Below are 21,577 nucleotides of genomic sequence, written 5' to 3' on the forward strand. Positions count from 1 at the left end.
CGCTCGAGCCCCCGGCACCGCACGCGCGTGCCTCCACTGCGGTGCGGTGCGGGCTGAGCCTCGGTGGGCAGCACCGGTCGTTCCCCCCGCCCCGCCCCCTTCCCGGGAGGGCTTACGCGACGTGAAGCGGGCCGTCCCGGGAGCGACTGGGGAGCACGGCGGAAGCGACGCGTGACCGCCGCGGGACCGACGCGGTGGCCCGGCGAGGCGGGGTGAGGGGACGTGGGACCCGCCGCTCCTCCCGCGAGGCGGAGGCCCGGTGCGCGAAGGCCCCCGCCGCACCGGAGCGCGGCGGGGGCCGGGGGAAGGGCGGTCAGCCCAGGAGGCCGCCGACGAGGCCCGGTTTGCGGGGGGATTCGGCGGGGGAGCCGCCGCCGGTGGAGGGGGAGCCGCCGGAGGGGGCTTCGACGGAGGAGCCGGAGCCGCCCGGCGCCTCCGCGGGGGCCGGCTCGACCGGCGGGGCCTGCCCGGACTCGCTCGGCCGGCCACCCGTGACGTCACCGGTCGCCCCGGTGTCCGTCCCGGCGACGTCCGCCTCGGTGCCCGCGCCCGCGTTCCGCTCCTCGGCCCCGGCCGTGCCGGCCGTCTCCTCCGTGCCCGCGGTGCCCTCCGAACCCGCCGTGGGGGTGTCGGAGGCCGACTCCGACGGGGACTCGCTCCCCGGCGCCGTGTCGTCCGGCAGGGGCGCGCCCGGCAGCGCGTTGCGCGGGGGCTCGCCGGGGCGCGGCACGACCACCCGGTCCGCGTCCCGCACCGCCGCGCCCAGCACGGAGCCGATCAGCAGGGTCAGGCCGGCGACCACGCCCGTCGCCAGCGCGCCCCGCTTGAGCACGTAGCGCCGCAGGTCCCAGATCGCGGCCCGCGGACCCAGCCGCCGCCAGGCCCGCCCGGCCAGCGCCCCGTCCACCGAGTAGACCGGCGCGCCCGCGACCAGCAGCGGCGTCCAGGCCGCCAGGTAGACCACGTCCGCCATCTCGTACACCGGCACCGCCTGCCAGCTCGCCCCGAGCAGCAGCGCGGCCGCCAGCAGCACGCCCACCCCGGCGGCGACCCGCTGCCACAGGCCCAGGACCGTCAGCACGCCGACGATCACCTGGAGGAAGGCCACGGTGAGGCCGGAGCCCACCGGGTGCTGGAGCGCGAAGCCGTGCAGCGGCTCGCCGACGCCGCCCGGCTCGAGGGAGTGCAGCAGCCGCGTCATGGAGCCGCGCTCGCCGCCGTCGAAGTAGACGGGGTCGCAGAGCTTGCCCATGCCGTCGTAGACGGAGACGAAGCCCAGGAAGACCCGCAGCGGCAGCAGCACCACGCCGAGGTTCATCCGGCGGCCGGGGTAGTAGGCGTGCTTCTCCGAGGCCCGCCGCCCGCCGCGGCCCTCCCCGGCCTCCTCGCCCGCCGCGCGCCCGTCGGCCGCGTACCCGTCCGGGCCGTAGCCGTCCGGACCGTAGCCGTCCGGACCGTAACCGTCGGTGCCATAGCTGTCGGGGCCGTAGCCGTCGGTGGTGTACGCGTCGGTCCCGTAGGCGGCCGCGCCGTAGCCGTCGTAGCCCTTGCGGCCGGGGTCCGTGTCCGCGTAGGCGCCGGGGCGGCCGTAACCGCCGGAGCCGTACCTGTCGCCTTCGCCGTAGCCCTCGTAGGAGCCGGGAGCCAGGTAACCGGGCTCCTCGAAGGCGCTGCCCACCGACCGCATCGGCGGGAGCAGCCGGGTGCCTTCGCCGATCACGGGGTGCTCCAGGGTGCGCTCGGCGGCGCTCTCCTCGCGGACCCCCGCGTACCCGGCGGGGCCGTCCCCGTAGCGGCCGTCCTGGCCGCCGTCGTACCCCTCGCCGAACCCGCCGCCGAAGCCGGAGCCCGGAACGCCCAGGCCGCCGCCCCGACCGCCCAGGCCGCCGCCCGGGACGCTCGTTCCGGAGCCTCGAGCGGAGCTGGGAGCGGCGCCCGCGCCGGGTTCGGGCGGCCGCGGGATGGTCCGGGTCGCCCCCGCCTCGGCCGCCAGCGGGCTCGCGGGCCCGCCGGACGCTGCGGGAGCCTGGGCAAGGCCCCCGAGCTGCGCGCCCCGCACGGCCTGCAGCAGGCGGTGCGCCCCGGTGTCGTCCGGGGCGGTGTGCCCGCTCCAGACGACCGGCCGGCGCCTCTTCCCGGCGGCGGCCGCTCCCGGCTGGGCGACGACCGGGATCGGCGTCGTGTCGTCGGTGGCTCTCACGTGCCCGGCGATCCGCGTCGACCTGGCCCGCCGCGCCGAGGCGCCCAACTGCACGCGGAAACTCGCGTGATTGACGATGACCTGCGCGGGATCGCAGGGCACCTTCACCATGCTCAGCGCGGGGGTGTCGTCGAAGCCCGACGGACCGTCCCCCAAAGGTGTGCGGGGTGTTCTGGTGTCCACGCTCATCTAACCGAGTGACGACACGTAAGGACACTGCCCCGAGCGCCCCGATCTGTCCGAAGCACGTCAAGCTCGGCAGTCACCCGCAAAACACCCCGCGCGGGCGAATTTCTGCACACCTGTTCGGGTCGGGCGGGTCCGGCTCACGGCCGCCGTGACGGGTGGGGCCGGCTCACAGCCGCCGTGACGGGTGGGGCCGGCTCACAGCCGCCGTGACGGGTGGGGCCGGCTCACGGCCGCCGTGACGGGTGGGGCCGGCTCACCGCCGCCGTGACGGGTGGGGCCGGGAACACCTCCCCGGCCCCACCGGGCCCCCACCGGCCCGACGTCCACCCGTCGACCGGCCGGGAAGCCCCGGCTCAGCTGCGCCGGCGCGCCGCCTCGTAGAGCACGATGCCCGCCGCGACACCGGCGTTGAGCGACTCGGCGCCGCCCGGCATCGGGATGCGGACCCGGTAGTCGCAGGTCTCGCCGACCAGCCGGGACAGGCCCTTGCCCTCGCTGCCGACCACGACGACGACCGGGCCGCCCAGGGCCTCGAGGTCACCGATCTCGTGCTCGCCGTCGGCCGCCAGGCCCACCACGACCAGGCCGGCCTTCTTGTACTGCTCCAGCGCACGGGTCAGGTTGGTGGCCCGGGCGACCGGCGTGCGGGCCGCGGTGCCGGCCGAGGTCTTCCAGGCGCCGGCCGTCATGCCCGCGGCGCGCCGCTCCGGCACGATCACGCCGTGACCGCCGAAGGCGGAGACGGAGCGGACCACGGCGCCGAGGTTGCGCGGGTCGGTGACGCCGTCCAGCGCCACCACCAGCGGGTCCTCGTTCCGGTCGGCGGCGTCGGCGACCAGATCCTCGGGGTGCGCGTACTCGTACGGCGGCACCTGCAGGACCAGGCCCTGGTGGTTGAGCCCGTTGGTCATCCGGTCGAGCTCGGGGCGCGGCGCCTCCATGAGGTTGATGCCGCCGCGCTCGGCGGCGAGCTGCAGCGCCTCGCGCACCCGCTCGTCGTTGTCGATGAACTGCTGCACGTAGAGCGTCCTGGCGGGCACGCCCTCGCGCAGCGCCTCGACAACCGGGTTGCGGCCGACGACCAGCTCGGAGGTGGAGCGGCCGCCACCACGGCGGGCGGCCGCGGGCCGGCCCTGGGCGCGGCGGGCCTTGGCGGCGGCGACCCGCTGCTTGACGTGGCCCTTGCGCATCTCGGCGGGCGGGGTCGGCCCCTTGCCCTCGAGACCCCGGCGTCGCTGGCCGCCACTGCCGACCTGCGCGCCCTTCTTACTCGATACGCGGCGGTCCTTGGCCATGAGCTGATCGTCTCCGTGAAGCTGGGGGGATGTGTACGTCTTGAAGTGCAAGTGTGCCGCCCGGAAGCCCGGACGGCACATTCGCGCAGGTCGCGCAGGTCGTGGGTCAGCGTCCGCCGAGGGACCAGCGGGGTCCGTGCGGGCTGTCCTCGATCACCAGGCCGGAGCGGCCGAGCTGGTCGCGGATGGCGTCGGCGGTCGCCCAGTCCTTGCGGGCACGGGCCGCCTCGCGCTGCTCCAGCACCAGCTGGACCAGGCCGTCGACCACACCCTCGAGCTCCTCGCCCCGGCCGTCGGCGCCGCCGGACCACTGCTCGTCCAGCGGGTCGAGGCCGAGCACGCCGAGCATGGCGCGGACCTCGGCCAGGCGGGCGACGGCGGCCTCCTTGTCGTCGGCCGCGAGGGCGCTGTTGCCCTGCCGGACCGTGGTGTGCACGACGGCGAGCGCCTGCGGGGTGCCTAGGTCGTCGTCCATCGCCTCGGCGAAGGCCGGCGGGACCTCGGCGGCGGGCTCGACGGGGCCGCCCGCGAGCTCCACCGCCCGCTGCACGAAGCCCTCGATCCGCGCGAACGCGGACTCCGCCTCGCGCAGGGCCTCCTCGCTGTACTCGATCATCGACCGGTAGTGCGGGGTGCCCAGGTAGTAGCGCAGGACGATCGGCCGCCACCGCTCGACCATCTCGGAGACCAGCACCGAGTTGCCCAGCGACTTGGACATCTTCTCGCCGCTCATCGTTACCCAGGCGTTGTGCATCCAGTAGCGCGCGAACTCGTCGCCGAACGCCTTGGACTGGGCGATCTCGTTCTCGTGGTGCGGGAAGATCAGGTCCAGGCCGCCGCCGTGGATGTCGAAGGCGGGGCCCAGGTACTTGTGGGCCATCGCCGAGCACTCCAGGTGCCAGCCGGGGCGGCCGGGACCGAAGGGCGTCTCCCAACTGGGCTCGCCGGGCTTCGCCGCCTTCCACATGGCGAAGTCCCGCGGGTCGCGCTTGCCGGCCACGCCCTCGTCGGGCTGGCGCAGGTCGTCGACGTCCTGGTTCGACAGCGACAGGTACTCGGGATACGAGCGCACGTCGAAGTAGACGCTGCCGTCCGCCTCGTAGGCGTGACCGCGCTCGATCAGGCCGCGCATCATCTCGACCATCTCGGTGACGTGGCCGGTGGCCCGCGGCTCGTAGGTCGGGGGCAGGCAGCCGAGCGCGTCGTAGGCGGCCGTGAAGGCCCGCTCGTTCTCGTAACCGATGGACCACCAGGGACGGCCGAACTCCGCCGACTTGGCGATGATCTTGTCGTCGATGTCGGTGACGTTCCGCACGAACGTCACCTCGTAGCCGCGGTGGGCGAACCAGCGGCGCAGCACGTCGAAGTTGAGGCCCGAGCGGATGTGACCGATGTGCGGAGCGGCCTGCACGGTGGCACCACACAGGTAGATCGAGACACAGCCCTGCGTGAGCGGGACGAAGTCACGGATCTGCCGGGCGCTGGTGTCGTACAGGCGAATAGTCACGCCTCAAGAGTAGTGGGCGTGCGGCCCTGCCTCACGCCCACTGTCAAACAACCGGCCATCGGCCGCAAGGGCCTACGCGCCCCGCTGTCCGGGGGCCTCGACGACCAGGGCGGTGGCCACCGCCATCAGGCCCTCGTCCCTGCCGGGGAAGCCGAGCCCGTCGGTGGTCGCGCCGGAGACGGAGACCGGCGCGCCCGCCGCCGCCGAGAGGATCTTCTGCGCCTCGTCGCGGCGCTTGCCGATCCTGGGGCGGGGGCCGACGACCTGCACGGCCACGTTGCCGACGACGAAGCCCGCCTCGCGCACGATCCGGGCCGCCTCGGTGAGCAGGGTGACGCCGGAGGCGCCCGACCACTCGGGGCGGGAGGTGCCGAAGTGCTGCCCGAGGTCGCCGAGCCCGGCGGCGGAGAACAGCGCGTTGCAGGCGGCGTGCGCCACCACGTCGGCGTCGGAGTGCCCGGCGAGCCCGGGGCCCTCGCCCTCCCAGAGCAGGCCCGCGCACCACAGCTCGCGGCCCTCCTCGAAGGCGTGGATGTCGGTGCCGATGCCCACCCGGGGCAGCGGGTACGGCAGATCCTGCCGGGGAACGGCCTGCTCAGAAGCCATCGTTGCGCCTCCTGCGGGCCAGGACCGCCTCGGCCAGGACCAGGTCCAGCGGGCGGGTCACCTTGAACGCCTCCTCGTGCCCGGGCACGGTGACGACGCCCAGGCCGAGCCGCTCGACCATGCTCGCGTCGTCGGTCACCTCGCCCTCGACCTCCTGGTGCGCGCGGGTCAGCACGGCCCGGTCGAAGCCCTGCGGGGTCTGCACGGCGCGCAGCCGGGCCCGCACCGGGGTGGCCACCACGGGCTCGGGCGCCCCGGCCGCCTCCGCCGGCTCGACCTCCTTGACGGTGTCGGCGAGCGGCAGCGCGGGCACCACGGCGCCGGCGCCGGCGCGGACCGCCTCGATCACCGCGTCCACGGTCTCCACCGGGACCAGCGGCCGGGCCGCGTCGTGCACCAGCACCACCTCGGAGCCGGCGGGCAGGGCCTCCAGGCCGAGCCGCACGGACTCCTGCCGGGTCGCCCCGCCGGGCACGACCAGGAAGTCGGTCCGTTCGGGCAGGGAGTGCGAGTCCAGCAGGGACCGCACCTCGGCGACACCGTCGGGCGGCGCCACCAGCACGACCAGGGAGACGTGACGGGACGCCGCCATCGCGCGCACCGCGTGGATCAGCATGGGGGTGCCCCCGAGCGTGCGCAGCGCCTTGGGGGCGCCGGGGCCCAGGCGTACGCCGCGGCCTGCGGCCGGGATCACGACGGCGGCGCGGGCCGCGGAAGGGGAGGGGCGCTCTTCTCGGGGGAAAGCTGCGTCGGACATCGGTTCCTGTCAGGTTTGTGTGCTCCACCCGGATGGGTATGGCCTTGGCGAACCGGATGCTCCGCCACCGACCGGGCCCTTCCGTGACACCCGGCCGGTACGGACCACATCCGGGTACGGACATGCCGCGGCGCCCGGCAATGCTTTCGCATCATCGGGCACCACGGCAGCAAGTGTCCTACTTCCGGTCGCGCACGGCGTCACCGCTCGGGCGCGCCCGGGGGAACATCAGGAGGCGAGCACCTCGTCGAGCAGGGCCTCGGCCTTGTCCTCGTTGGTGTTCTCCGCGAGAGCCAGTTCGCTCACCAGGATCTGGCGGGCCTTGGCGAGCATGCGCTTCTCACCGGCGGACAGGCCGCGCTCGCGCTCGCGCCGCCACAGGTCGCGGACGACCTCGGCGACCTTGATGACATCGCCGGAGGCCAGCTTCTCCAGGTTTGCCTTGTAACGGCGCGACCAGTTCGTGGGCTCCTCGGCGTACGGCGCGCGCAGCACCTCGAAGACCCGGTCCAGCCCATCCTGACCGACCACGTCGCGCACGCCTACGAACTCCGCATTGTCCGCGGGCACACGCACCGTCAGATCGCCCTGGGCGACCTTCAGCACCAAGTAGGTCTTGTCCACGCCTTTGATCTGGCGAGTTTCGATGGCCTCGATCAGCGCGGCCCCGTGATGGGGATAGACCACGGTGTCGCCAACCTTGAACGTCATGTGACAGGTACCCCTTCCGTGGCTATCCAGGGTAACACGGATTGGGCGGGTTCTGAATGGCGTTTTCGCAGGTCAGGGCATATCTCGGGGCTTGACAACTCCTGCGGGTACATGCTTCGGAAGGGGATCGGAAGGGGGTATTCGCAGGTCGGAGGGCGGATCACGACCGCGCGAAACGCGGACGTTACACCCCTTCGCGGCACCGCGACAACGACGTTACGCCCCGGAATGTCCGATTCCAAGTGAGCGATCTCCGCTACTCCGTTCGAGCGGGCCGGGCCCCTCCGGCAGGGCCACCCGGGTCAATCCGAAATTGATCACCGGCCGGCCGAGTGACCACCTGATCGAATTTCACGGACGCCATTTGGGCCTGCGGAAATAACGCCCCGCAGTTATGTGAATGCTGAACCGTTGCATGGTGAATCGACAACGTCCGGCGGGGGGTTCGGCGCCGCGTCCGCGGCCGGAAGAACGTCCGGTTGTGATGAACGTCAAGCGGACCCGTGAAGTTCCCGTGTCCGCGGAGCCCGGGATCACGCCGTGTGCATGTGCTGTTCGCACAGGGTGGGTCGGGTGCGGCGGGGAAGAACCGGCTCGGTAATCTTGGGGCGTTACGCAGACCCCCGGGAGCCGGCGTTCGCGCCGCCTCCGCTCCGCCCACGTTCAAGGAGTTGCCGCCGCCGTGAGCAGCAGCCTTCGACGCGGCGCCCTCGCCGCCGCCGCCATCGCGTTCTCGATCGCCTCGCTCGCCGCCTGCGGCGCCGGCAACAACGCCGAGACCCTCCAGATCAAGCCGGACCTGGCGGACATCACCGTCGGCGACATCAAGGTGCAGAACGTCGCCGTCCTCACCCAGGCCGACCCGGAGGCCACCGGCCCGGCCGCCGTGATGGCGACCGTCTTCAACGACGGGTGGACCGACCAGACGCTCGACTCCATCACCCTGCCCGGCGGGCCGACCGTGGAGCTCACGTCCGACAAGGGCAGCCGGGTGAAGGTCCCGGCCGGCGGCCGGGTGGTGATCGGCGGCAAGGACGGCGCCGCCGTCGCCACGATCCCCGGCGGCCGCGAGGCGGTGCGCGACGGCGACGTCCAGCGCGTGACGTTCGCCTTCAGCGAGACCGGCAACGTCTCCCTGGACGCCCTGGTGCTCCCCGCCGAGAACCAGTTCGCGGACTGGGGCCCCTCGGCCGTGCCGAGCGCGGAGCCGTCGGGCGAGCCGTCCTCCTCGGCCTCCGCGTCCGCCTCGCCGTCGGAGCCCGGGGACCTCGACGCGTCCGAGGGCGAGCGCGAGCCGTCCGCCGAGCAGTCGGCGTCCGGCGCCGGTCACTGACACCCGCCCGCACCGGGCACGAAAGGGGCGGCTCCCCGCGGGGAGCCGCCCCTTTCCGCTGTTCCGCGCCGGTCTACGGCTCGAACTTGTAGCCCAGCCCACGGACCGTGACCAGGTAGCGCGGCGCGCCCGGGTCCGGCTCGATCTTGGCGCGCAGCCGCTTGACGTGGACGTCGAGTGTCTTGGTGTCGCCCACGTAGTCGGCCCCCCAGACCCGGTCGATCAGCTGCATGCGGGTCAGCACCCGGCCCGCGTTGCGCAGCAGCATCTCCAGCAGGTCGAACTCCTTGAGCGGGAGGTCCACCTTGGCACCGTCCACGGTCACCACGTGGCGGTCGACGTCCATGCGGACCGGGCCCGCCTCCAGCGCGGCGGGGGTGGCCTCCTCCGGCTCGCCCCGCCGCCGCAGCACGGCGCGGATGCGGGCGACCAGCTCACGCGAGGAGAACGGCTTGGTGACGTAGTCGTCGGCGCCTATCTCCAGGCCGACGACCTTGTCGATCTCGCTGTCCTTGGCGGTGACCATGATCACCGGGACGTTGGAGCGGTTGCGCAGCTGGCGGCAGACCTCGGTGCCCGGCAGCCCGGGCAGCATCAGGTCCAGCAGGACCAGATCCGCTCCGTTGCGCTCGAACTCGTCGAGGCCGTCGGGGCCGGTCGCCGCGACGGCGACCTCGAAGCCCTCCTTGCGGAGCATGTACGACAGGACGTCGGAGAAGGACTCCTCGTCCTCGACGACGAGCACACGGGTCACGGGCGGACCTCCGGAGCGGGAGCGGTGGCGGGAAGCGGATCGGGCGAAGTGGCGGGCACGGCGGTGGACCCCGTCGCGGCAGGAGCGGGCGCCGCGGCGGACCGTTCACCGGCGGCGTGGTCCGCGCCGGAGGCCGGGGGCCGGGCGGGGGTGGTGTCGGAGTCGCGGCGGCCGCGGTCGCGTGCCGCGGCGGCCTCGGGCAGGCGGACGGTGAAGGTGGAGCCCTGGCCCTCGGTGCTCCAGACGGTGACCTCCCCGCCGTGCGAGGCCACCACGTGCTTGACGATCGCCAGGCCCAGGCCGGTGCCGCCGGTGGCCCGGGAACGGGCCGGGTCGACGCGGTAGAAACGCTCGAAGATGCGCTCCCGGTCCCGGTCGGAGATCCCGATGCCCTGGTCGGTGACGGCGATCTCGACCATGTCGCCGCTCGCGTCGGCGACCCGGCGGACCGCGATGCCGACCTTGGTCTGCGCCGGCGAGTAGTTGACGGCGTTCTCGACGAGGTTGCCCAGGGCGCCGACCAGCTGGCCGCGGTTGCCCCAGACGTACAGCCCCTCGGCGCCGGCCGCGGCCATGGTGATGTCCTTGGAGCCGGCCTGCTGGCGGCAGCGGTCCATCGCCTCGTCGACCAGCACCTCGACCTTGACCGGCTCGGCGTACTCCAGCGGGTCGTCGTTCTGGATGCGGGAGAGGTCGATGAGCTCCTGCACCAGGTTGGTCAGGCGGGTGGCCTCGATCTGCATCCGGCCGGCGAACCGCTGCACCGCCTCCGGGTCGTCGGAGGCGTCCATGACGGCCTCCGAGAGCAGGGAGAGGGCTCCCACGGGGGTCTTCAGCTCGTGCGACACGTTGGCGACGAAGTCGCGCCGCACCGCCTCGATGCGGCGGGCCTCGGTGAGGTCCTCCACCAGCAGCATGACCAGGCGCGACCCCAGCGGGGCGACCCGGGCGGAGACCGCCAGCGGTTCGGCCCGACCGGCGCCGCGCCGGGCCAGTTCCAGTTCGACCTGGCGTATCTCGCCGTCCCGGCGGGTGTCCCGGGCCATCTGCAGCATCGGCTCGACGGCGAGCCGGCCGCCGCGGACCAGGCCCAGCGCGTAGGCGGCGGAGCTGGCCTTCACCACCGCGTCGGCCTCGTCGAGCACCACCGCCGAGGAGCGGAGCACCGACAGCACGGTGTCCACCCCGCGGGGCAGGGCGGCCTCGGCCCTGTCGGCGGCGCGGGAGGGGCGTTCCAGGTCGCTCTCGCTCCAGCGGAACGCCAGCATGGCGATCACGCCGGTGAGCACACCCGCGATCGCCGCCGCTGCGGCGACCGCCGCGTTCACGTCCATGCCTCCAGGTTAGGCGGGGGCAGGGGGTGCTCCGCAGCCTCCGGAGGGAGACCTGACGCACTGGTCGCCCAGAGTTCACCTTCCGGTCCGTGTCGGTTCACCGGACGGGACCGGTACGGCGGGGGGCGGCGGGCGACAGTGGCTACACCGGACGCCGGGCGGGTAGGACGGACGGCACCTGCAGCACCTGCGTGAACGGCCCGCCCGGGGAACGCCCCCGGGATCCGCCCGGGACCGTCCGTCATCGGAAAGGAAGCACGGATGCGTGACGCGTACCACGAGGAACTCGACTCGATCGGCGAGGACCTGGCGGAGATGGCCCGTACGGTCGGCTCGGCGATGGGGCGGGCGACCGCGTCGATACTCGACGCCGACCTGTCACTCGCGGAGCGGGTGATCGAGTCGGACCGGCAGGTCGACGAGACCCAGCACGACCTGGAGGCCCGGGCCATCGCCCTGCTGGCCCGCCAGCAGCCGGTGGCCACCGACCTGCGGAGGGTGGTGACCTCGCTGCGGATCTCCGCCGACCTGGAGCGGTCCGGCGACCTGGCCAAGCACGTGGCCAAGCTGGCGCGGCTGCGCTACCCGCAGAAGGCGGTCCCCTCCGACCTGCACGCCACCGTCCTGGAGATGGGGCAGCTCGCCCAGCGGCTGATGGCCAAGACCGCCCAGGTGCTGGCCACCGAGGACGTCCGGCTGGCCCTGCAGCTGGAGCAGGACGACGACGCCATGGACACCCTGCACCGCGCCCTGTTCCAGCACCTGATGGACGACAAGTGGCAGCACGGCATCGAGACGGCGGTCGACGTCACCCTGCTGGGCCGCTACTACGAGCGGTTCGCGGACCACGCGGTGTCCGCGGCGCGGCGGGTGGTGTTCCTGGTGACCGGTGAGCACCCGGGCGAGCCCTCGGCGGAGGGCGGCGCGTAACGGGGGCGGAGGCGCGGGCCGTCCCCGGGCCGCCACCGGCCGCGGCTGGTCCCGCGCCCGTCCCGCCCGGGCGCATCCGTGCGCCGTTGATGCGCCGTGCGCCGCGGCGGTGCAATGGGGCGACACCGTTGGACGCTCCTGCTGGACGCCACTGGAGGGATGGACCGAGATGCCCGAGGCCCCCCGTACGGACGACGACCCGACCCGCGCCGCCGGCACCGAGGAGGTGCCGGCCCCGCGCGCGCTGCCACTGCTGGCGGCCTGCGGCTGCGGCTCCGGCTGCGGCTGCGGCTGCCAGTCCGGCGGCCCCTGTCAGTGCGGCTGACGCCACGACACCCGGACGCCGGGCGCGCACGCCTCCGTGCGCGCCCGGCGTCCGTCGTGGCACCCGCGTCCGCCCCGGCCCCGCGCCCTGTCGTAGCACCCGCGTCCGCTCCGGTCCCGCCGTTTGTGGTGGTCCCGGCGGAGGCGGACGATGGGGAGAGGGGAACCGGACGCACTCGACAGGAAGAAGGTGCGCAGCCATGACCCGTTTCATGGATGTCCACCGGAACATGACCGGCATCACCGGACCCGAGCTCGAGGAGGCCCACGCGGCCGACCTGGCGCTGGAGAAGGCGGAGGACGTGCACTTCGAGGGTGCCTGGGCCGGCCCGGAGTCCGGCACGGTGTACTGCCTCTCCAACGGCCCCTCGGCCGACGCGGTGCAGCGCGTCCACGAGCGCGCGGGGCACAAGGCGGACGAGATCCACGCGGTCCCGCTGTCCGTCTGACGTCCGGACACCGATCGTCGCCCGGACACCTCGTCCGTCGACCGCCTCCCGGCCGTCGACCGTCTTCCGGCCGTCGACCGCCGCGCGGAGGTCAGCGGCCGCGCGGGGCGAGCGCCTCCCAGGCCACCGTGACCTCGCCCTGGCGCCACCGCGCGGGCCCGTCCGTCACCGGCCAGTCCGCCGTGAGGTCCCGCACCGCACGGATCCACCGCTGGCGGGCCCCGTAGGAGGCGTACGGCGCGGCGGCCGCCCAGGCACGGTCGAAGTCGCGCAGGAACGCGTGCACCGGCTCGCCCGGCACGTTCCGGTGGATCAGCGCCTTCGGCAGACGTTCCGCCAGGTCGGACGGGCGGTCCAGGGAGGCCAGCCGGGCGGCGAAGGTGACCGTCCGCGGGCCCTCGGGGCCGAGGGCGACCCACACGTGGCGGCGTCCGATCTCGTCGCAGGTGCCCTCCACCAGCAGCCCGCCCCGCGAACCGTGCGGGCCCGCCGGGGCGAGACGGGCGCACAGCCGCGACCACACCTGGGCGACCTGGTCCTCGTCGTACTGGCGCAGCACGTTGGCGGCCCTGATGAGCTGCGGCGGCGCGGGCAGCGGCACCTCGAAGCCGCCGTGCCGGAACTCCAGGCCCTCCCGCTCGTACGGGCGCGCCGCGGCGACCCGCGCCGGGTCGATCTCGATGCCGACCACCGCCGTGCGGGGCGCGGCGGTCCGCAGCCGGCCGAGCAGCTCGACCGCGGTCCACGGCGCCGCGCCGTAGCCCAGGTCGACGGCGACCGGGCGCTGCGCGCGGCGCAGTTCGGCGCCGTGCACGGCCGCGATCCAGCGGTCCATGCGGCGGAGCCGGTTGGGGTTGGTCGTCCCGCGCGTCACCGTTCCCACGGGGCGGGTCGCTGCGCGGGGTGTCATGCCTACGAGGGTACGAAAGCGCTGGTCGGGCCGGAACACGCCGTTCATCCCCCGGCCACACGGCGTAACGTTTTGGCAAAGCCGAAATGACGGGCGTCCCGACGGTGTTCCCCCTCCTGGAGGGTCCACGGCCGCGTACCCACCCGACACCCCTGGAGGACTGCCACGTGAGCCAGTACGTCACCAGGCTCGGGCGTCTCTCCCCGGCGTCGCCGCCGCGGCTGAGGCTGCCGGGCGTGCCCCGCAGGCCGCGCCGGGTCGCCATGCTCTCCGTCCACACCTCCCCGCTGCACCAGCCCGGCACGGGCGACGCGGGCGGGATGAACGTCTACATCGTCGAGCTCGCCCGCCGGCTCGCCGCGCAGGGCGTCGAGGTGGAGGTCTTCACCCGCGCCACCTCCGCCTCGCTGCCGCCGACCGTGGAGATGGCCCCCGGCGTGCTGGTGCGGCACGTGGACGCCGGACCGTACGAGGGTCTGGCCAAGGAGGACCTGCCGGCCCAGCTGTGCGCCTTCACCCACGGCGTGATGCAGGCCTGGGCGGGGCACCGTCCCGGGCACTACGACCTGGTCCACTCCCACTACTGGCTCTCCGGGCACGTCGGCTGGCTGGCCTCCCAGCGCTGGGGCGTGCCGCTGGTGCACGCGATGCACACCATGGCCAAGGTGAAGAACGCCTCCCTCGCCCACGGCGACACGCCCGAGCCGCCGGCCCGCGTGATCGGCGAGACGCAGGTCGTGGACGCCGCCGACCGGCTGATCGCCAACACCGCCGACGAGGCGGCCGACCTGGTCCACCACTACGAGGCCGACCCCGGGAAGGTCGAGGTCGTGCACCCGGGCGTCAACCTGGACCGCTTCCGCCCGGCCGACGGCAGGGCCGCCGCCCGCGCCCGCCTGGGCCTGCCGCAGGACGCCCTGATCCCCCTCTTCGCCGGGCGGATACAGCCCCTGAAGGCCCCCGACGTGCTGCTGCGCGCGGTGGCGGTGCTGCTGGAGCAGCGGCCCGACCTGCGGTCGCGGCTGCTCGTGCCGGTGGTCGGCGGGCCCAGCGGCAGCGGCCTCGCCAAGCCGGAGCGGCTGCAGAAGCTGTCGGCGCGCCTCGGCCTGAACGACGTGGTGCGCTTCCATCCGCCGGTGGGGCAGGACCGGCTCGCGGACTGGTTCCGGGCGGCGTCGGTGCTGGTGATGCCCTCCTACAGCGAGTCGTTCGGCCTGGTCGCCATCGAGGCGCAGGCCACCGGCACGCCGGTGCTGGCCGCCGCGGTGGGCGGCCTGCCGGTGGCGGTGCGGGACGGCGTGACCGGTTTCCTGGTCCGCGGCCACGACCCCGCCGACTACGCGGCCGTGCTGCGGCGCTTCGCCGACGAGCCGGGGCTGACCGCCCGTCTCGGCGAGCGGGCCGCGCGGCACGCCCAGGAGTTCGGCTGGGACCGTGCCGCCGCCGCGACCACCGAGGTGTACTCGGCCGCCCTGCACGCCCACCGCCGTCGCGTACGCTCGGCCCATGGCTGACGCGCGCGAGGTGATCGAGGCGTTCCTGGGGGACGCCGAGCTGGAGTGGGAGTCCCCGGAGCCCGGCAACTTCGTGGTGAAGCTGCCGGGAACGCAGAAGCTGTCGACCACGGTCTCGCTGATCGCCGGCCGGCACTCCCTCTCGCTGAACGCCTTCGTCATCCGCCACCCGGACGAGAACGAGGCGGGCGTCCACCGCTGGCTGCTGGAGCGCAACCTCAAGCTGTTCGGCGTCTCCTACGCCGTGGACCCGCACGGCGACGTGTACGTGACGGCCCGCCTGCCGCTGGCCTCAGTCACCGCGGACGGGATCGACCACCTCCTCGGCCAGGTCCTGGAGGCCGCCGACGGCGCCTTCAACACGCTGCTGGAGATGGGGTTCGCCTCCTCCATCCGCAAGGAGTACGCCTGGCGGGTCTCCCGCGGCGAGTCCACCCGGAACCTGGACGCCTTCGCGCACCTGTTCGACGAGGAGTGACCGACGGCCGGTCCCGGGTCCGGGCGGCGCTGCAGCTGTCCGGGGAGTGACCGACGGGGCGGTCCCGGGTCCGGGGCGGCGCCCTCAGCTGACCGGCGGGGGCGACGTCGACCGGCCGGCGGCCCCGGACCGCGCCGTCAGCTGCCGACCGGGAACGACGCCTGGAACGCCAGGCGGCGGTCGGCGTCCTCACCCACCGCCGTGAGCAGGTCGTCGAGGTCGGCGAACTCCTCCCAGGCCGCCCGGCCGCTCGCCTCCGCGAGCCGGGCCACGACCAGGTCCTCCAGGTCGGGAACGCGCTTGTTCTTCCACGCCTTGTCGGCGAGCGAGACCAGCAGGTCCTCCAGACCGGCCTCCGCCGCCGTCCACGAGGCGTGGGTGGCGGCGAACCGGGCTCGTCCGGCGTCGATCCCGCGGGCGAGCAGCAGGGTGCGCCCGGCCTCCTCGTGGGCGGAGCCGGGGCCGGACAGCTCGGCCCGGTGGACCGTCTTGCCGACGTCGTGCGTCGCCGCCCCGAAGAGCACCGCCTCCCGGTCGAGCGACCCGGAGGGCAGTCGCCGCTCCGTCCACTCCACCAGCGTGTGCACCACGTCGTGCACGGCACGCAGGTGCGCGGCCAGCCGCGGCGGGCAGTCCAGGGCGGTCAGCAGTTCCGCGACGTCGGGCGGCAGCGGGCGCAGGGGCGGGTCGCCGGGCCCCGACATGGCCCGCGCCCGGAGGTCGGCGGTGCTCACCGCGGCGCTCACCGGGGCAGGGACCCGGCGGGGGCGGCGGCGTGCGGCGCCCCGGCCTGCGGGACGTCCGCCTCCATCAGGGGCAGCACCCGGCCCGCGATCGACCCGGACCGGACCACGCCGACGACGCGGGCGCCCATCGCCCGGTAGAACGGCTCGGCGTTCGGGTCGGCGTCGATGGCGAGGCTGCGCATCCCGAGGCGGCGGGCGGTGGCCAGCCCTTCCGCGTAGAGCCGGCGCCCGACGCCCGCCCCCATGGCGGACGGGTCGACGAAGAGCATGTCGAGGCGGCCCCTGGGCGGCGCCCCGTCGATCAGCACGAAGCCGAGCACCCGCCCGGCCGCGTCCTCCGCGACCGTCGCGTTGCCCGGCGTCAGGTCCTCGGGCCTCAGGCGCAGTTCGTCGCGGCAGGCGGCGAGGAAGTCGGCGTCGTACCCCCAGTGCCCCTTGGAACGCAGCGCCAGCTCACTCAGGGCGGGCGCCTCGTCGGCGCGGGCGGGACGGACGCGGAGACGGTCGCCGGACGACATGAGGGACATGCGGACCTCCTGTGTTCGCTGACAGCGTGCCACGGTGGGCGGAACGCGCGGAACGGAACGGAAGTGATCGGAAGCGGAACGGGCCGTGGGCCGCGGGGGCGGGCGGCGAGGGGGACCGGGGGCGGCGAGGGGAGCCGGAGCGGCGGGTCCGGCGGTTCGGCCGTGGCCGTCCGAGGGGCCCATTACTCTCGGGTCATGACACACGAGCGACCCGGCTTCGTCTGCTCGCAGTGCGGCGAGCACCACGCGGGCCCTCCCATGGGTTACTCCACCGAGGCGCCCGACGTCTGGGATCCGCGCTACGCCGAGCGCGAGGACAGCGTGCTCTCCGCCGACCAGTGCGTGATCAAGGGCGAGCACTTCTTCGTGAAGGGCCTGATCGAGATCCCCGTGCGCGACAGCGCCGTGCCCGGGGGCGAGGTCTTCGAGTGGGGTGTCTGGGTCTCGCTCAGCGCCCAGAACTTCCGGCGCTCGGACGAGCTGTGGGAGACCCCCGGGCGGGAGGCGGAACCGCCGTACTTCGGCTGGCTGAACACCTCGCTGCCGCTCTACTCCCCCAGCACCCTCAACCTCCGCACCAACGTCCACACCCGTGAGGTGGGCCGCCGGCCGTACGTCGAACTGGAGCCGACGGACCACCCGCTGGCGGTCGAACAGCGCGAGGGCATCACCCTCGCGCGGGTCCGCGAGATCGCCGAGACCATGCTGCACGGGACCTGAGCCGGCGGCTGCGGCGACCACGGCCGGACGGCTCCGGCACGGCGTCCGCGAACAGGCGTCCAGGGCCCGGTACCGGGGGTCAGGCAACTCCGGGTCAGGCCACTCCGGGCAGGCACCCCGGCTCGGGGAACCCCGGCTCGGGCACCCGACGCAGGCACCCCCCGGGGCACGCACCCCCGCTCAGGCACCCGGCGCAGGCACCCCCCCGGGCACGCACCCCCGCTCAGGCACCCGACGCACGCACCCCCCGGGCACGCACCCCCGCTCAGGCCGCCTCGGCCACCGGCTTCGGCAGGCCGCCGGCCGGAACGGTGACCTCCGCCTCCGGCGGCAGGTTCCGCGTCAGCAGCACATACCCGGCCCCCGCCACCGTGCCCAGCACCGCGCAGCCGCCCCACAGCCAGTTCGCGCCGTACCCGTCGATCACCACGCCCGCGACGAGCGGGGCGACCAAGGCCGCCATCGACCAGGACATGGAGTACATCCCCTGGTACCGCCCGCGCCCCTCGACCGGTGAGAGCCGGACCACCAGGCTGGACTGCGTCGGCGCGTTCAGCATCTCGGCGAACGTCCACACGCACACGGTGAGCACCAGCGTCCCCAGCGACCCGGCGAAGGCGGTCAGCGCGAACCCGTAACCCGCCAGCAGCGCGGCGACGGCCAGCAGACGGCGCGGGTCCCGGTGCTGGATGAGGCGGGTGACCGGGAGCTGCGCGGCGACGATCAGCACGCCGTTGACGGCGATGGCCAGCCCGTACTCCGCCGGGCTGAACCCCTGCCTGCCCATCGCGACGGGCAGGCCCACGTACCCCTGCTGGAAGATCAGCGCGACCACGAACGACAGCCCGACGAGCGACATGAACCGCCCGTCGCCCAGCACCGTGCCGAGCCCCACCCGCGGCCCGCCGACCTTGCCGTCGGCCGCCGTCTCCTGGAGGGCGGACTCCGGCCGCGACTCGGGCAGCTTCACGAACACCACCACGGCGCAGGCCAGCGTCATCACCGCCTCGACCAGGAAGCCCGCCCGGTAGCTGACCTGCGCGACGAAGCCGGCTCCCGCCGCGGAGACGGCGAAGCCGAGGTTGATGGCCCAGTAGTTGAGCGAATAGGCCCGCACCCGGTCCTCGGGCCGCACGATGTCCGCCATCATCGCCTGCACCGCCGGCCGGGAGGCGTTGGACGCCATGCCGACCAGGAAGGCGACGACCGCGATGCTCACCGGATCGCTGACGAAGCCGAGCACCGCCACCGACGCCGCCGTGGACAGCTGCGCGATCAGCATGGTGGACCGGCGGCCGAGGCGGTCGGTCATCACCCCCGCGCCGACCGAGGAGACCACGCCGCCGAGCCCGTGCAGCGCGGCCACCAGGCCCGTGTAGGAGGCGGAGTAACCGCGCTCCAGCGTCAGGTAGAGCGCGAGGAAGGTGGCGACGAAGGCGCCCAGACGGTTGACCAGGGTGCTGACCCACAGCCACCAGAAGGCCGGCGGGAGACCGGAGACGGTCTCCTTCAGAGCACGTCTCGGCGAGACGACGGACAAGGCGGCCTCCACAGGACTGCCGTAAGCGGCGCAGACGGACGGTGCATATTACTTCCGCACGTCGGCCGGGAGCCACCGAATAATGGACGCCTGCGCGACCCCCGCCGCGCTCCGATTACGCTGGGTGCCATGGCCGACGCACCGTACAAGCTGATCCTCCTCCGCCACGGCGAGAGCGAGTGGAACGCCAAGAACCTGTTCACCGGCTGGGTGGACGTGGACCTGACCGACAAGGGCGAGAAGGAGGCGATCCGCGGCGGCGAGCTGATGAAGGACGCCGGGCTCCTCCCCGACGTCGTGCACACGTCCCTCCAGAAGCGTGCCATCCGCACCGCCCAGCTCTCCCTGACCTCCGCCGACCGGCACTGGATCCCCGTCCACCGCAGCTGGCGCCTGAACGAGCGCCACTACGGCGCCCTGCAGGGCAAGAACAAGGCGGAGATCCTCGAGCAGTTCGGCGAGGAGCAGTTCATGCAGTGGCGCCGCTCCTACGACACCCCGCCGCCGGTCCTCGACGCCGACGCCGAGTGGTCGCAGTACAACGACGCGCGCTACGCGACGATCCCGCCGGAGCTGCGCCCGCAGACCGAGTGCCTGAAGGACGTCGTCCACCGGATGATGCCGTACTGGTACGACAGCATCGTCCCCGACCTGCTGACCGGCCGCACCGTCCTGGTCGCCGCCCACGGCAACTCCCTGCGCGCGCTGGTGAAGCACCTCGACGGCATCTCCGACGCCGACATCGCCGGCCTCAACATCCCCACCGGCATCCCGCTCGCCTACGAGCTCGACGCCGAGTTCAAGCCCGTCGTCCCGCACGGCACCTACCTCGACCCGGAGGCCGCCAAGGCCGCCATCGAGGCCGTGAAGAACCAGGGCAAGAAGAAGTAACCCGCCGCAAGCCCCCTGCCCGCGAGGTCGTCGCGAGCAGGGGGCTTGTCGCTGCCCGGGGTTGCCCCCCGGCCGCGCGAGGCGCGTCGGCCCGATCTCCCCTAGGGCGGGCGGAGTCCCGGGAGTTCGCCGTCCGGGGCGGTTGCGGCTCGGGGACACTACCGTGACATTCAGGCGTACAACCGGAAGACCCTGACCGGAGTCGGACTGGTTGAACGCGCGGCGCGTCTCGCGCCCCGCGTCGACCGACCGACCGGAAAGGCATCTCCATGTCTCGAGCACGAGGCGGCGTCCGTTCCACGCGACTGGGCGCTCCCCTTGCCGCCGCGGCGCTGCTGGCCGGCGGCCTGGGCGCCTGGTCGCTGACCACGGCGACGGCCCACGCCGCCCCCGCCCCTTCCGTGGGCGTCCAGGACGACTTCAACCGCGACGGCTACGCCGACCTCGTCGTCGGGGCCCCGAACGCGACCGTCTCGGGCGCGGCCCGCGCCGGCTACGTCGCGGTGATGTACGGGTCGTCCGCGGGCGTCGACACCGCGAAGAAGAAGATCGTGAGCCGCTCCACCAGCGGCGTCCCCGGCGCGGCCACCGCCGGCCAGCGCTTCGGCTCCACCTTCGCCAAGGGCGACCTGGACGGCGACGGCTACGGCGACCTGATCATCGGCGGCGGCACCGCCGGCTCGGTGATCCTGTGGGGCTCGGCCTCCGGTCTCACCGGCGGCACCGCGGTGGCCGGGTACGGGGCCGCTCCCCAGATCGGCGACTTCGACGGCGACAAGAAGGCCGACCTGGCCCTGTTCTCCCAGCAGGAGGTCAGGGGCGACGACCCCAGTGGCGCCCCGGCGACCCTGTGGAAGGGCCCGATCACCCGGGCCGGCGCCCCGGCGGCCGTGCTGCCGCTCCTCGACAAGTCCCTGTGGTGGGGGTACGACGCGGAGGACAGGTCCTGCGCCGACGTGAACGCCTGCGAGGACGGTCCCGCCTCGATCACCGGGCCGGTCAGGGCCGGCCAGGTCGGCGACGTCAACGGCGACGGCCGCGACGACATCGTCCAGTGGCATTACACCGGTGACGGCACCTGGGGCAACCGCCTGCTGCTGGGCGGCGGCGCCACCGGCTTCACCCGCGGCTGGGTGCCCGGCGACTCCACCACCAGCACCCCCGCCGGCACCGGCATCGGCGACATCAACGGCGACAGCTACGACGACGTCGTGGTCGGCGCGGAGGACTGGTCCGACAAGGTGCGGATCTCCTACGGCTCGGCCTCCGGCCTCTCCGAGGCGAAGACCGTGCTCCTCGACCAGGACTCGCCCGGCATCCCCGGCGCCCAGGAGGAGGGTGACCTCTTCGGTTCCTCCGTCTCGGTCGCCGACATGACGGGTGACGGGTACGCCGACATCGCGCTCGGCGTCGCGGGCGAGGACATCGGCACGATCGAGGACGCGGGCGCCGTCGTCCTGGTGCCCGGCAGCGCCGCCGGCGTCACCGGCGCGGGCGCCAAGGCCGTCAACCAGGACACCGCCGGGATCCCCGGCGTCGGGGAGGCCGGCGACATGTTCGGCGTGTCCACCGCGCTCCTGGACATGAACGGCAACGGCTTCCGTGACCTCGCCGTCGGCACGACCGCCGAGAACAGCGAGAACGGCGCCGTGTGGCTGCTGCGCGGCGGCTCGGCCGGCCTGTCCACGAAGAACGCGTACGCGTTCGGCGCCAAGGACATCGGCGCGGCCTCCACCGACGCCTGGTTCGGCTTCTCCCTGCGCTAGGCGGCCTCGGCACTCGGAGCACGGGAGCACGGAGAGTCGGAACGCGAGGTCGAGGGGCCGGGTCCGCCGCCGGCGCGGCGGGCCCGGCCCTTCGAC

Annotated in this window: 21 protein-coding genes; 9 read left to right on the plus strand and 12 right to left on the minus strand. The window is 74.0% G+C overall.

The annotated features are described in order from the left end of the window. Nucleotides 1–313: 313 nt before the first annotated feature. From Sfr03f_RS01635 to Sfr03f_RS01660, 6 genes are all read right to left on the minus strand, one after another. Nucleotides 314–2,383 carry a DoxX family membrane protein gene (locus tag Sfr03f_RS01635; RefSeq protein WP_245967357.1) on the minus strand — a complete coding sequence of 690 codons (2,070 nt, stop codon included), beginning with the start codon at nucleotides 2,381–2,383 and terminating at the stop codon, nucleotides 314–316. Nucleotides 2,384–2,742: 359 nt separating this feature from the next. After that, nucleotides 2,743–3,684, minus strand: coding sequence for a 23S rRNA (guanosine(2251)-2'-O)-methyltransferase RlmB (rlmB, locus tag Sfr03f_RS01640; RefSeq protein ID WP_108951832.1), 942 nt, complete (start codon nucleotides 3,682–3,684; stop codon nucleotides 2,743–2,745). A 106-nt stretch (nucleotides 3,685–3,790) separates the two neighbouring features. Next, nucleotides 3,791–5,191: a cysteine--tRNA ligase gene (gene cysS / locus Sfr03f_RS01645; protein ID WP_108951833.1), complete on the minus strand. Its 1,401-nt coding sequence runs from the start codon at nucleotides 5,189–5,191 to the stop codon at nucleotides 3,791–3,793. 72 nt (nucleotides 5,192–5,263) lie between these two features. Further along, nucleotides 5,264–5,797 (minus strand): 2-C-methyl-D-erythritol 2,4-cyclodiphosphate synthase, encoded by a 534-nt coding sequence (gene ispF, locus Sfr03f_RS01650; RefSeq protein WP_108951834.1) that lies wholly within the window; start codon nucleotides 5,795–5,797, stop codon nucleotides 5,264–5,266. After that, nucleotides 5,787–6,554, minus strand: coding sequence for a 2-C-methyl-D-erythritol 4-phosphate cytidylyltransferase (ispD, locus tag Sfr03f_RS01655; RefSeq protein ID WP_108951835.1), 768 nt, complete (start codon nucleotides 6,552–6,554; stop codon nucleotides 5,787–5,789). Before ispD ends, ispF begins: the two co-directional genes overlap by 11 nt. A 228-nt stretch (nucleotides 6,555–6,782) precedes the next feature. Next, nucleotides 6,783–7,265, minus strand: a complete 483-nt coding sequence (locus Sfr03f_RS01660; RefSeq protein WP_003953493.1) for a CarD family transcriptional regulator — start codon at nucleotides 7,263–7,265, stop codon at nucleotides 6,783–6,785. A gap of 682 nt (nucleotides 7,266–7,947) precedes the next feature. On the opposite strand from Sfr03f_RS01660, the gene Sfr03f_RS01670 reads away from it, so the two are divergent. Further along, nucleotides 7,948–8,598, plus strand: coding sequence for a copper chaperone PCu(A)C domain-containing protein (locus Sfr03f_RS01670; RefSeq protein WP_108951837.1), 651 nt, complete (start codon nucleotides 7,948–7,950; stop codon nucleotides 8,596–8,598). Nucleotides 8,599–8,671: 73 nt separating this feature from the next. On the opposite strand, the gene phoP is transcribed toward Sfr03f_RS01670, so the two are convergent. After that, nucleotides 8,672–9,343, minus strand: a complete 672-nt coding sequence (gene phoP / locus Sfr03f_RS01675; protein ID WP_471997393.1) for a two-component system response regulator PhoP — start codon at nucleotides 9,341–9,343, stop codon at nucleotides 8,672–8,674. A gap of 5 nt (nucleotides 9,344–9,348) precedes the next feature. After that, nucleotides 9,349–10,686, minus strand: coding sequence for a two-component system sensor histidine kinase PhoR (gene phoR, locus Sfr03f_RS01680; RefSeq protein WP_108951839.1), 1,338 nt, complete (start codon nucleotides 10,684–10,686; stop codon nucleotides 9,349–9,351). A gap of 261 nt (nucleotides 10,687–10,947) precedes the next feature. Here phoR and phoU point away from each other — a divergent pair, with 261 nt between their 5' ends. The 3 genes from phoU to Sfr03f_RS01690 all read left to right on the plus strand — a co-directional run bounded on the left by phoU (nucleotide 10,948) and on the right by Sfr03f_RS01690 (nucleotide 12,389). Beyond that, nucleotides 10,948–11,616, plus strand: coding sequence for a phosphate signaling complex protein PhoU (phoU, locus tag Sfr03f_RS01685; protein WP_108951840.1), 669 nt, complete (start codon nucleotides 10,948–10,950; stop codon nucleotides 11,614–11,616). A 169-nt stretch (nucleotides 11,617–11,785) separates the two neighbouring features. Continuing rightward, complete coding sequence (locus Sfr03f_RS30475) at nucleotides 11,786–11,941, plus strand: hypothetical protein (RefSeq protein WP_170145009.1); 156 nt, start codon at nucleotides 11,786–11,788, stop codon at nucleotides 11,939–11,941. Between the two features lie 199 nt (nucleotides 11,942–12,140). Continuing rightward, the gene (locus tag Sfr03f_RS01690; protein ID WP_108951841.1) at nucleotides 12,141–12,389 is read left to right on the plus strand and encodes an SCO4226 family nickel-binding protein; all 249 of its coding nucleotides are present in this window, start codon (nucleotides 12,141–12,143) and stop codon (nucleotides 12,387–12,389) included. A gap of 91 nt (nucleotides 12,390–12,480) precedes the next feature. Here Sfr03f_RS01690 and Sfr03f_RS01695 read toward each other — a convergent pair whose 3' ends face one another. After that, the gene (locus tag Sfr03f_RS01695; protein ID WP_108951842.1) at nucleotides 12,481–13,299 is read right to left on the minus strand and encodes a class I SAM-dependent methyltransferase; all 819 of its coding nucleotides are present in this window, start codon (nucleotides 13,297–13,299) and stop codon (nucleotides 12,481–12,483) included. Between the two features lie 167 nt (nucleotides 13,300–13,466). Here Sfr03f_RS01695 and mshA point away from each other — a divergent pair, with 167 nt between their 5' ends. Next, nucleotides 13,467–14,813: a D-inositol-3-phosphate glycosyltransferase gene (mshA, locus tag Sfr03f_RS01700; protein ID WP_108951843.1), complete on the plus strand. Its 1,347-nt coding sequence runs from the start codon at nucleotides 13,467–13,469 to the stop codon at nucleotides 14,811–14,813. Further along, complete coding sequence (locus Sfr03f_RS01705) at nucleotides 14,806–15,291, plus strand: type III secretion system chaperone family protein (RefSeq protein WP_108951844.1); 486 nt, start codon at nucleotides 14,806–14,808, stop codon at nucleotides 15,289–15,291. Before mshA ends, Sfr03f_RS01705 begins: the two co-directional genes overlap by 8 nt. Nucleotides 15,292–15,428: 137 nt before the next feature. Here Sfr03f_RS01705 and Sfr03f_RS01710 read toward each other — a convergent pair whose 3' ends face one another. Together Sfr03f_RS01710 and Sfr03f_RS01715 are read right to left on the minus strand one after the other, a co-directional pair. Beyond that, nucleotides 15,429–15,995 carry an HD domain-containing protein gene (locus tag Sfr03f_RS01710; protein ID WP_108951953.1) on the minus strand — a complete coding sequence of 189 codons (567 nt, stop codon included), beginning with the start codon at nucleotides 15,993–15,995 and terminating at the stop codon, nucleotides 15,429–15,431. Between the two features lie 38 nt (nucleotides 15,996–16,033). Further along, nucleotides 16,034–16,564, minus strand: coding sequence for a GNAT family N-acetyltransferase (locus Sfr03f_RS01715; RefSeq protein WP_245967335.1), 531 nt, complete (start codon nucleotides 16,562–16,564; stop codon nucleotides 16,034–16,036). Between the two features lie 258 nt (nucleotides 16,565–16,822). Between Sfr03f_RS01715 and Sfr03f_RS01720 the strand changes: the two genes are divergently transcribed. Continuing rightward, nucleotides 16,823–17,284 carry a DUF2199 domain-containing protein gene (locus Sfr03f_RS01720; RefSeq protein WP_245967358.1) on the plus strand — a complete coding sequence of 154 codons (462 nt, stop codon included), beginning with the start codon at nucleotides 16,823–16,825 and terminating at the stop codon, nucleotides 17,282–17,284. A 265-nt stretch (nucleotides 17,285–17,549) separates the two neighbouring features. Here the strand turns inward: Sfr03f_RS01720 and Sfr03f_RS01725 are convergent, their stop codons facing one another. After that, nucleotides 17,550–18,824: an MDR family MFS transporter gene (locus Sfr03f_RS01725; protein ID WP_108951846.1), complete on the minus strand. Its 1,275-nt coding sequence runs from the start codon at nucleotides 18,822–18,824 to the stop codon at nucleotides 17,550–17,552. Nucleotides 18,825–18,953: 129 nt separating this feature from the next. Here Sfr03f_RS01725 and Sfr03f_RS01730 point away from each other — a divergent pair, with 129 nt between their 5' ends. Both Sfr03f_RS01730 and Sfr03f_RS01735 read left to right on the plus strand, forming a co-directional pair. Continuing rightward, nucleotides 18,954–19,715, plus strand: coding sequence for a phosphoglyceromutase (locus Sfr03f_RS01730; RefSeq protein WP_108951847.1), 762 nt, complete (start codon nucleotides 18,954–18,956; stop codon nucleotides 19,713–19,715). Nucleotides 19,716–19,984: 269 nt separating this feature from the next. Then, nucleotides 19,985–21,481, plus strand: coding sequence for an FG-GAP-like repeat-containing protein (locus Sfr03f_RS01735; RefSeq protein WP_108951848.1), 1,497 nt, complete (start codon nucleotides 19,985–19,987; stop codon nucleotides 21,479–21,481). Nucleotides 21,482–21,577: the final 96 nt, after the last annotated feature.

This window comes from Streptomyces fragilis, assembly GCF_003112515.1.
In the GTDB taxonomy this organism is placed as follows: domain Bacteria; phylum Actinomycetota; class Actinomycetes; order Streptomycetales; family Streptomycetaceae; genus Streptomyces; species Streptomyces fragilis.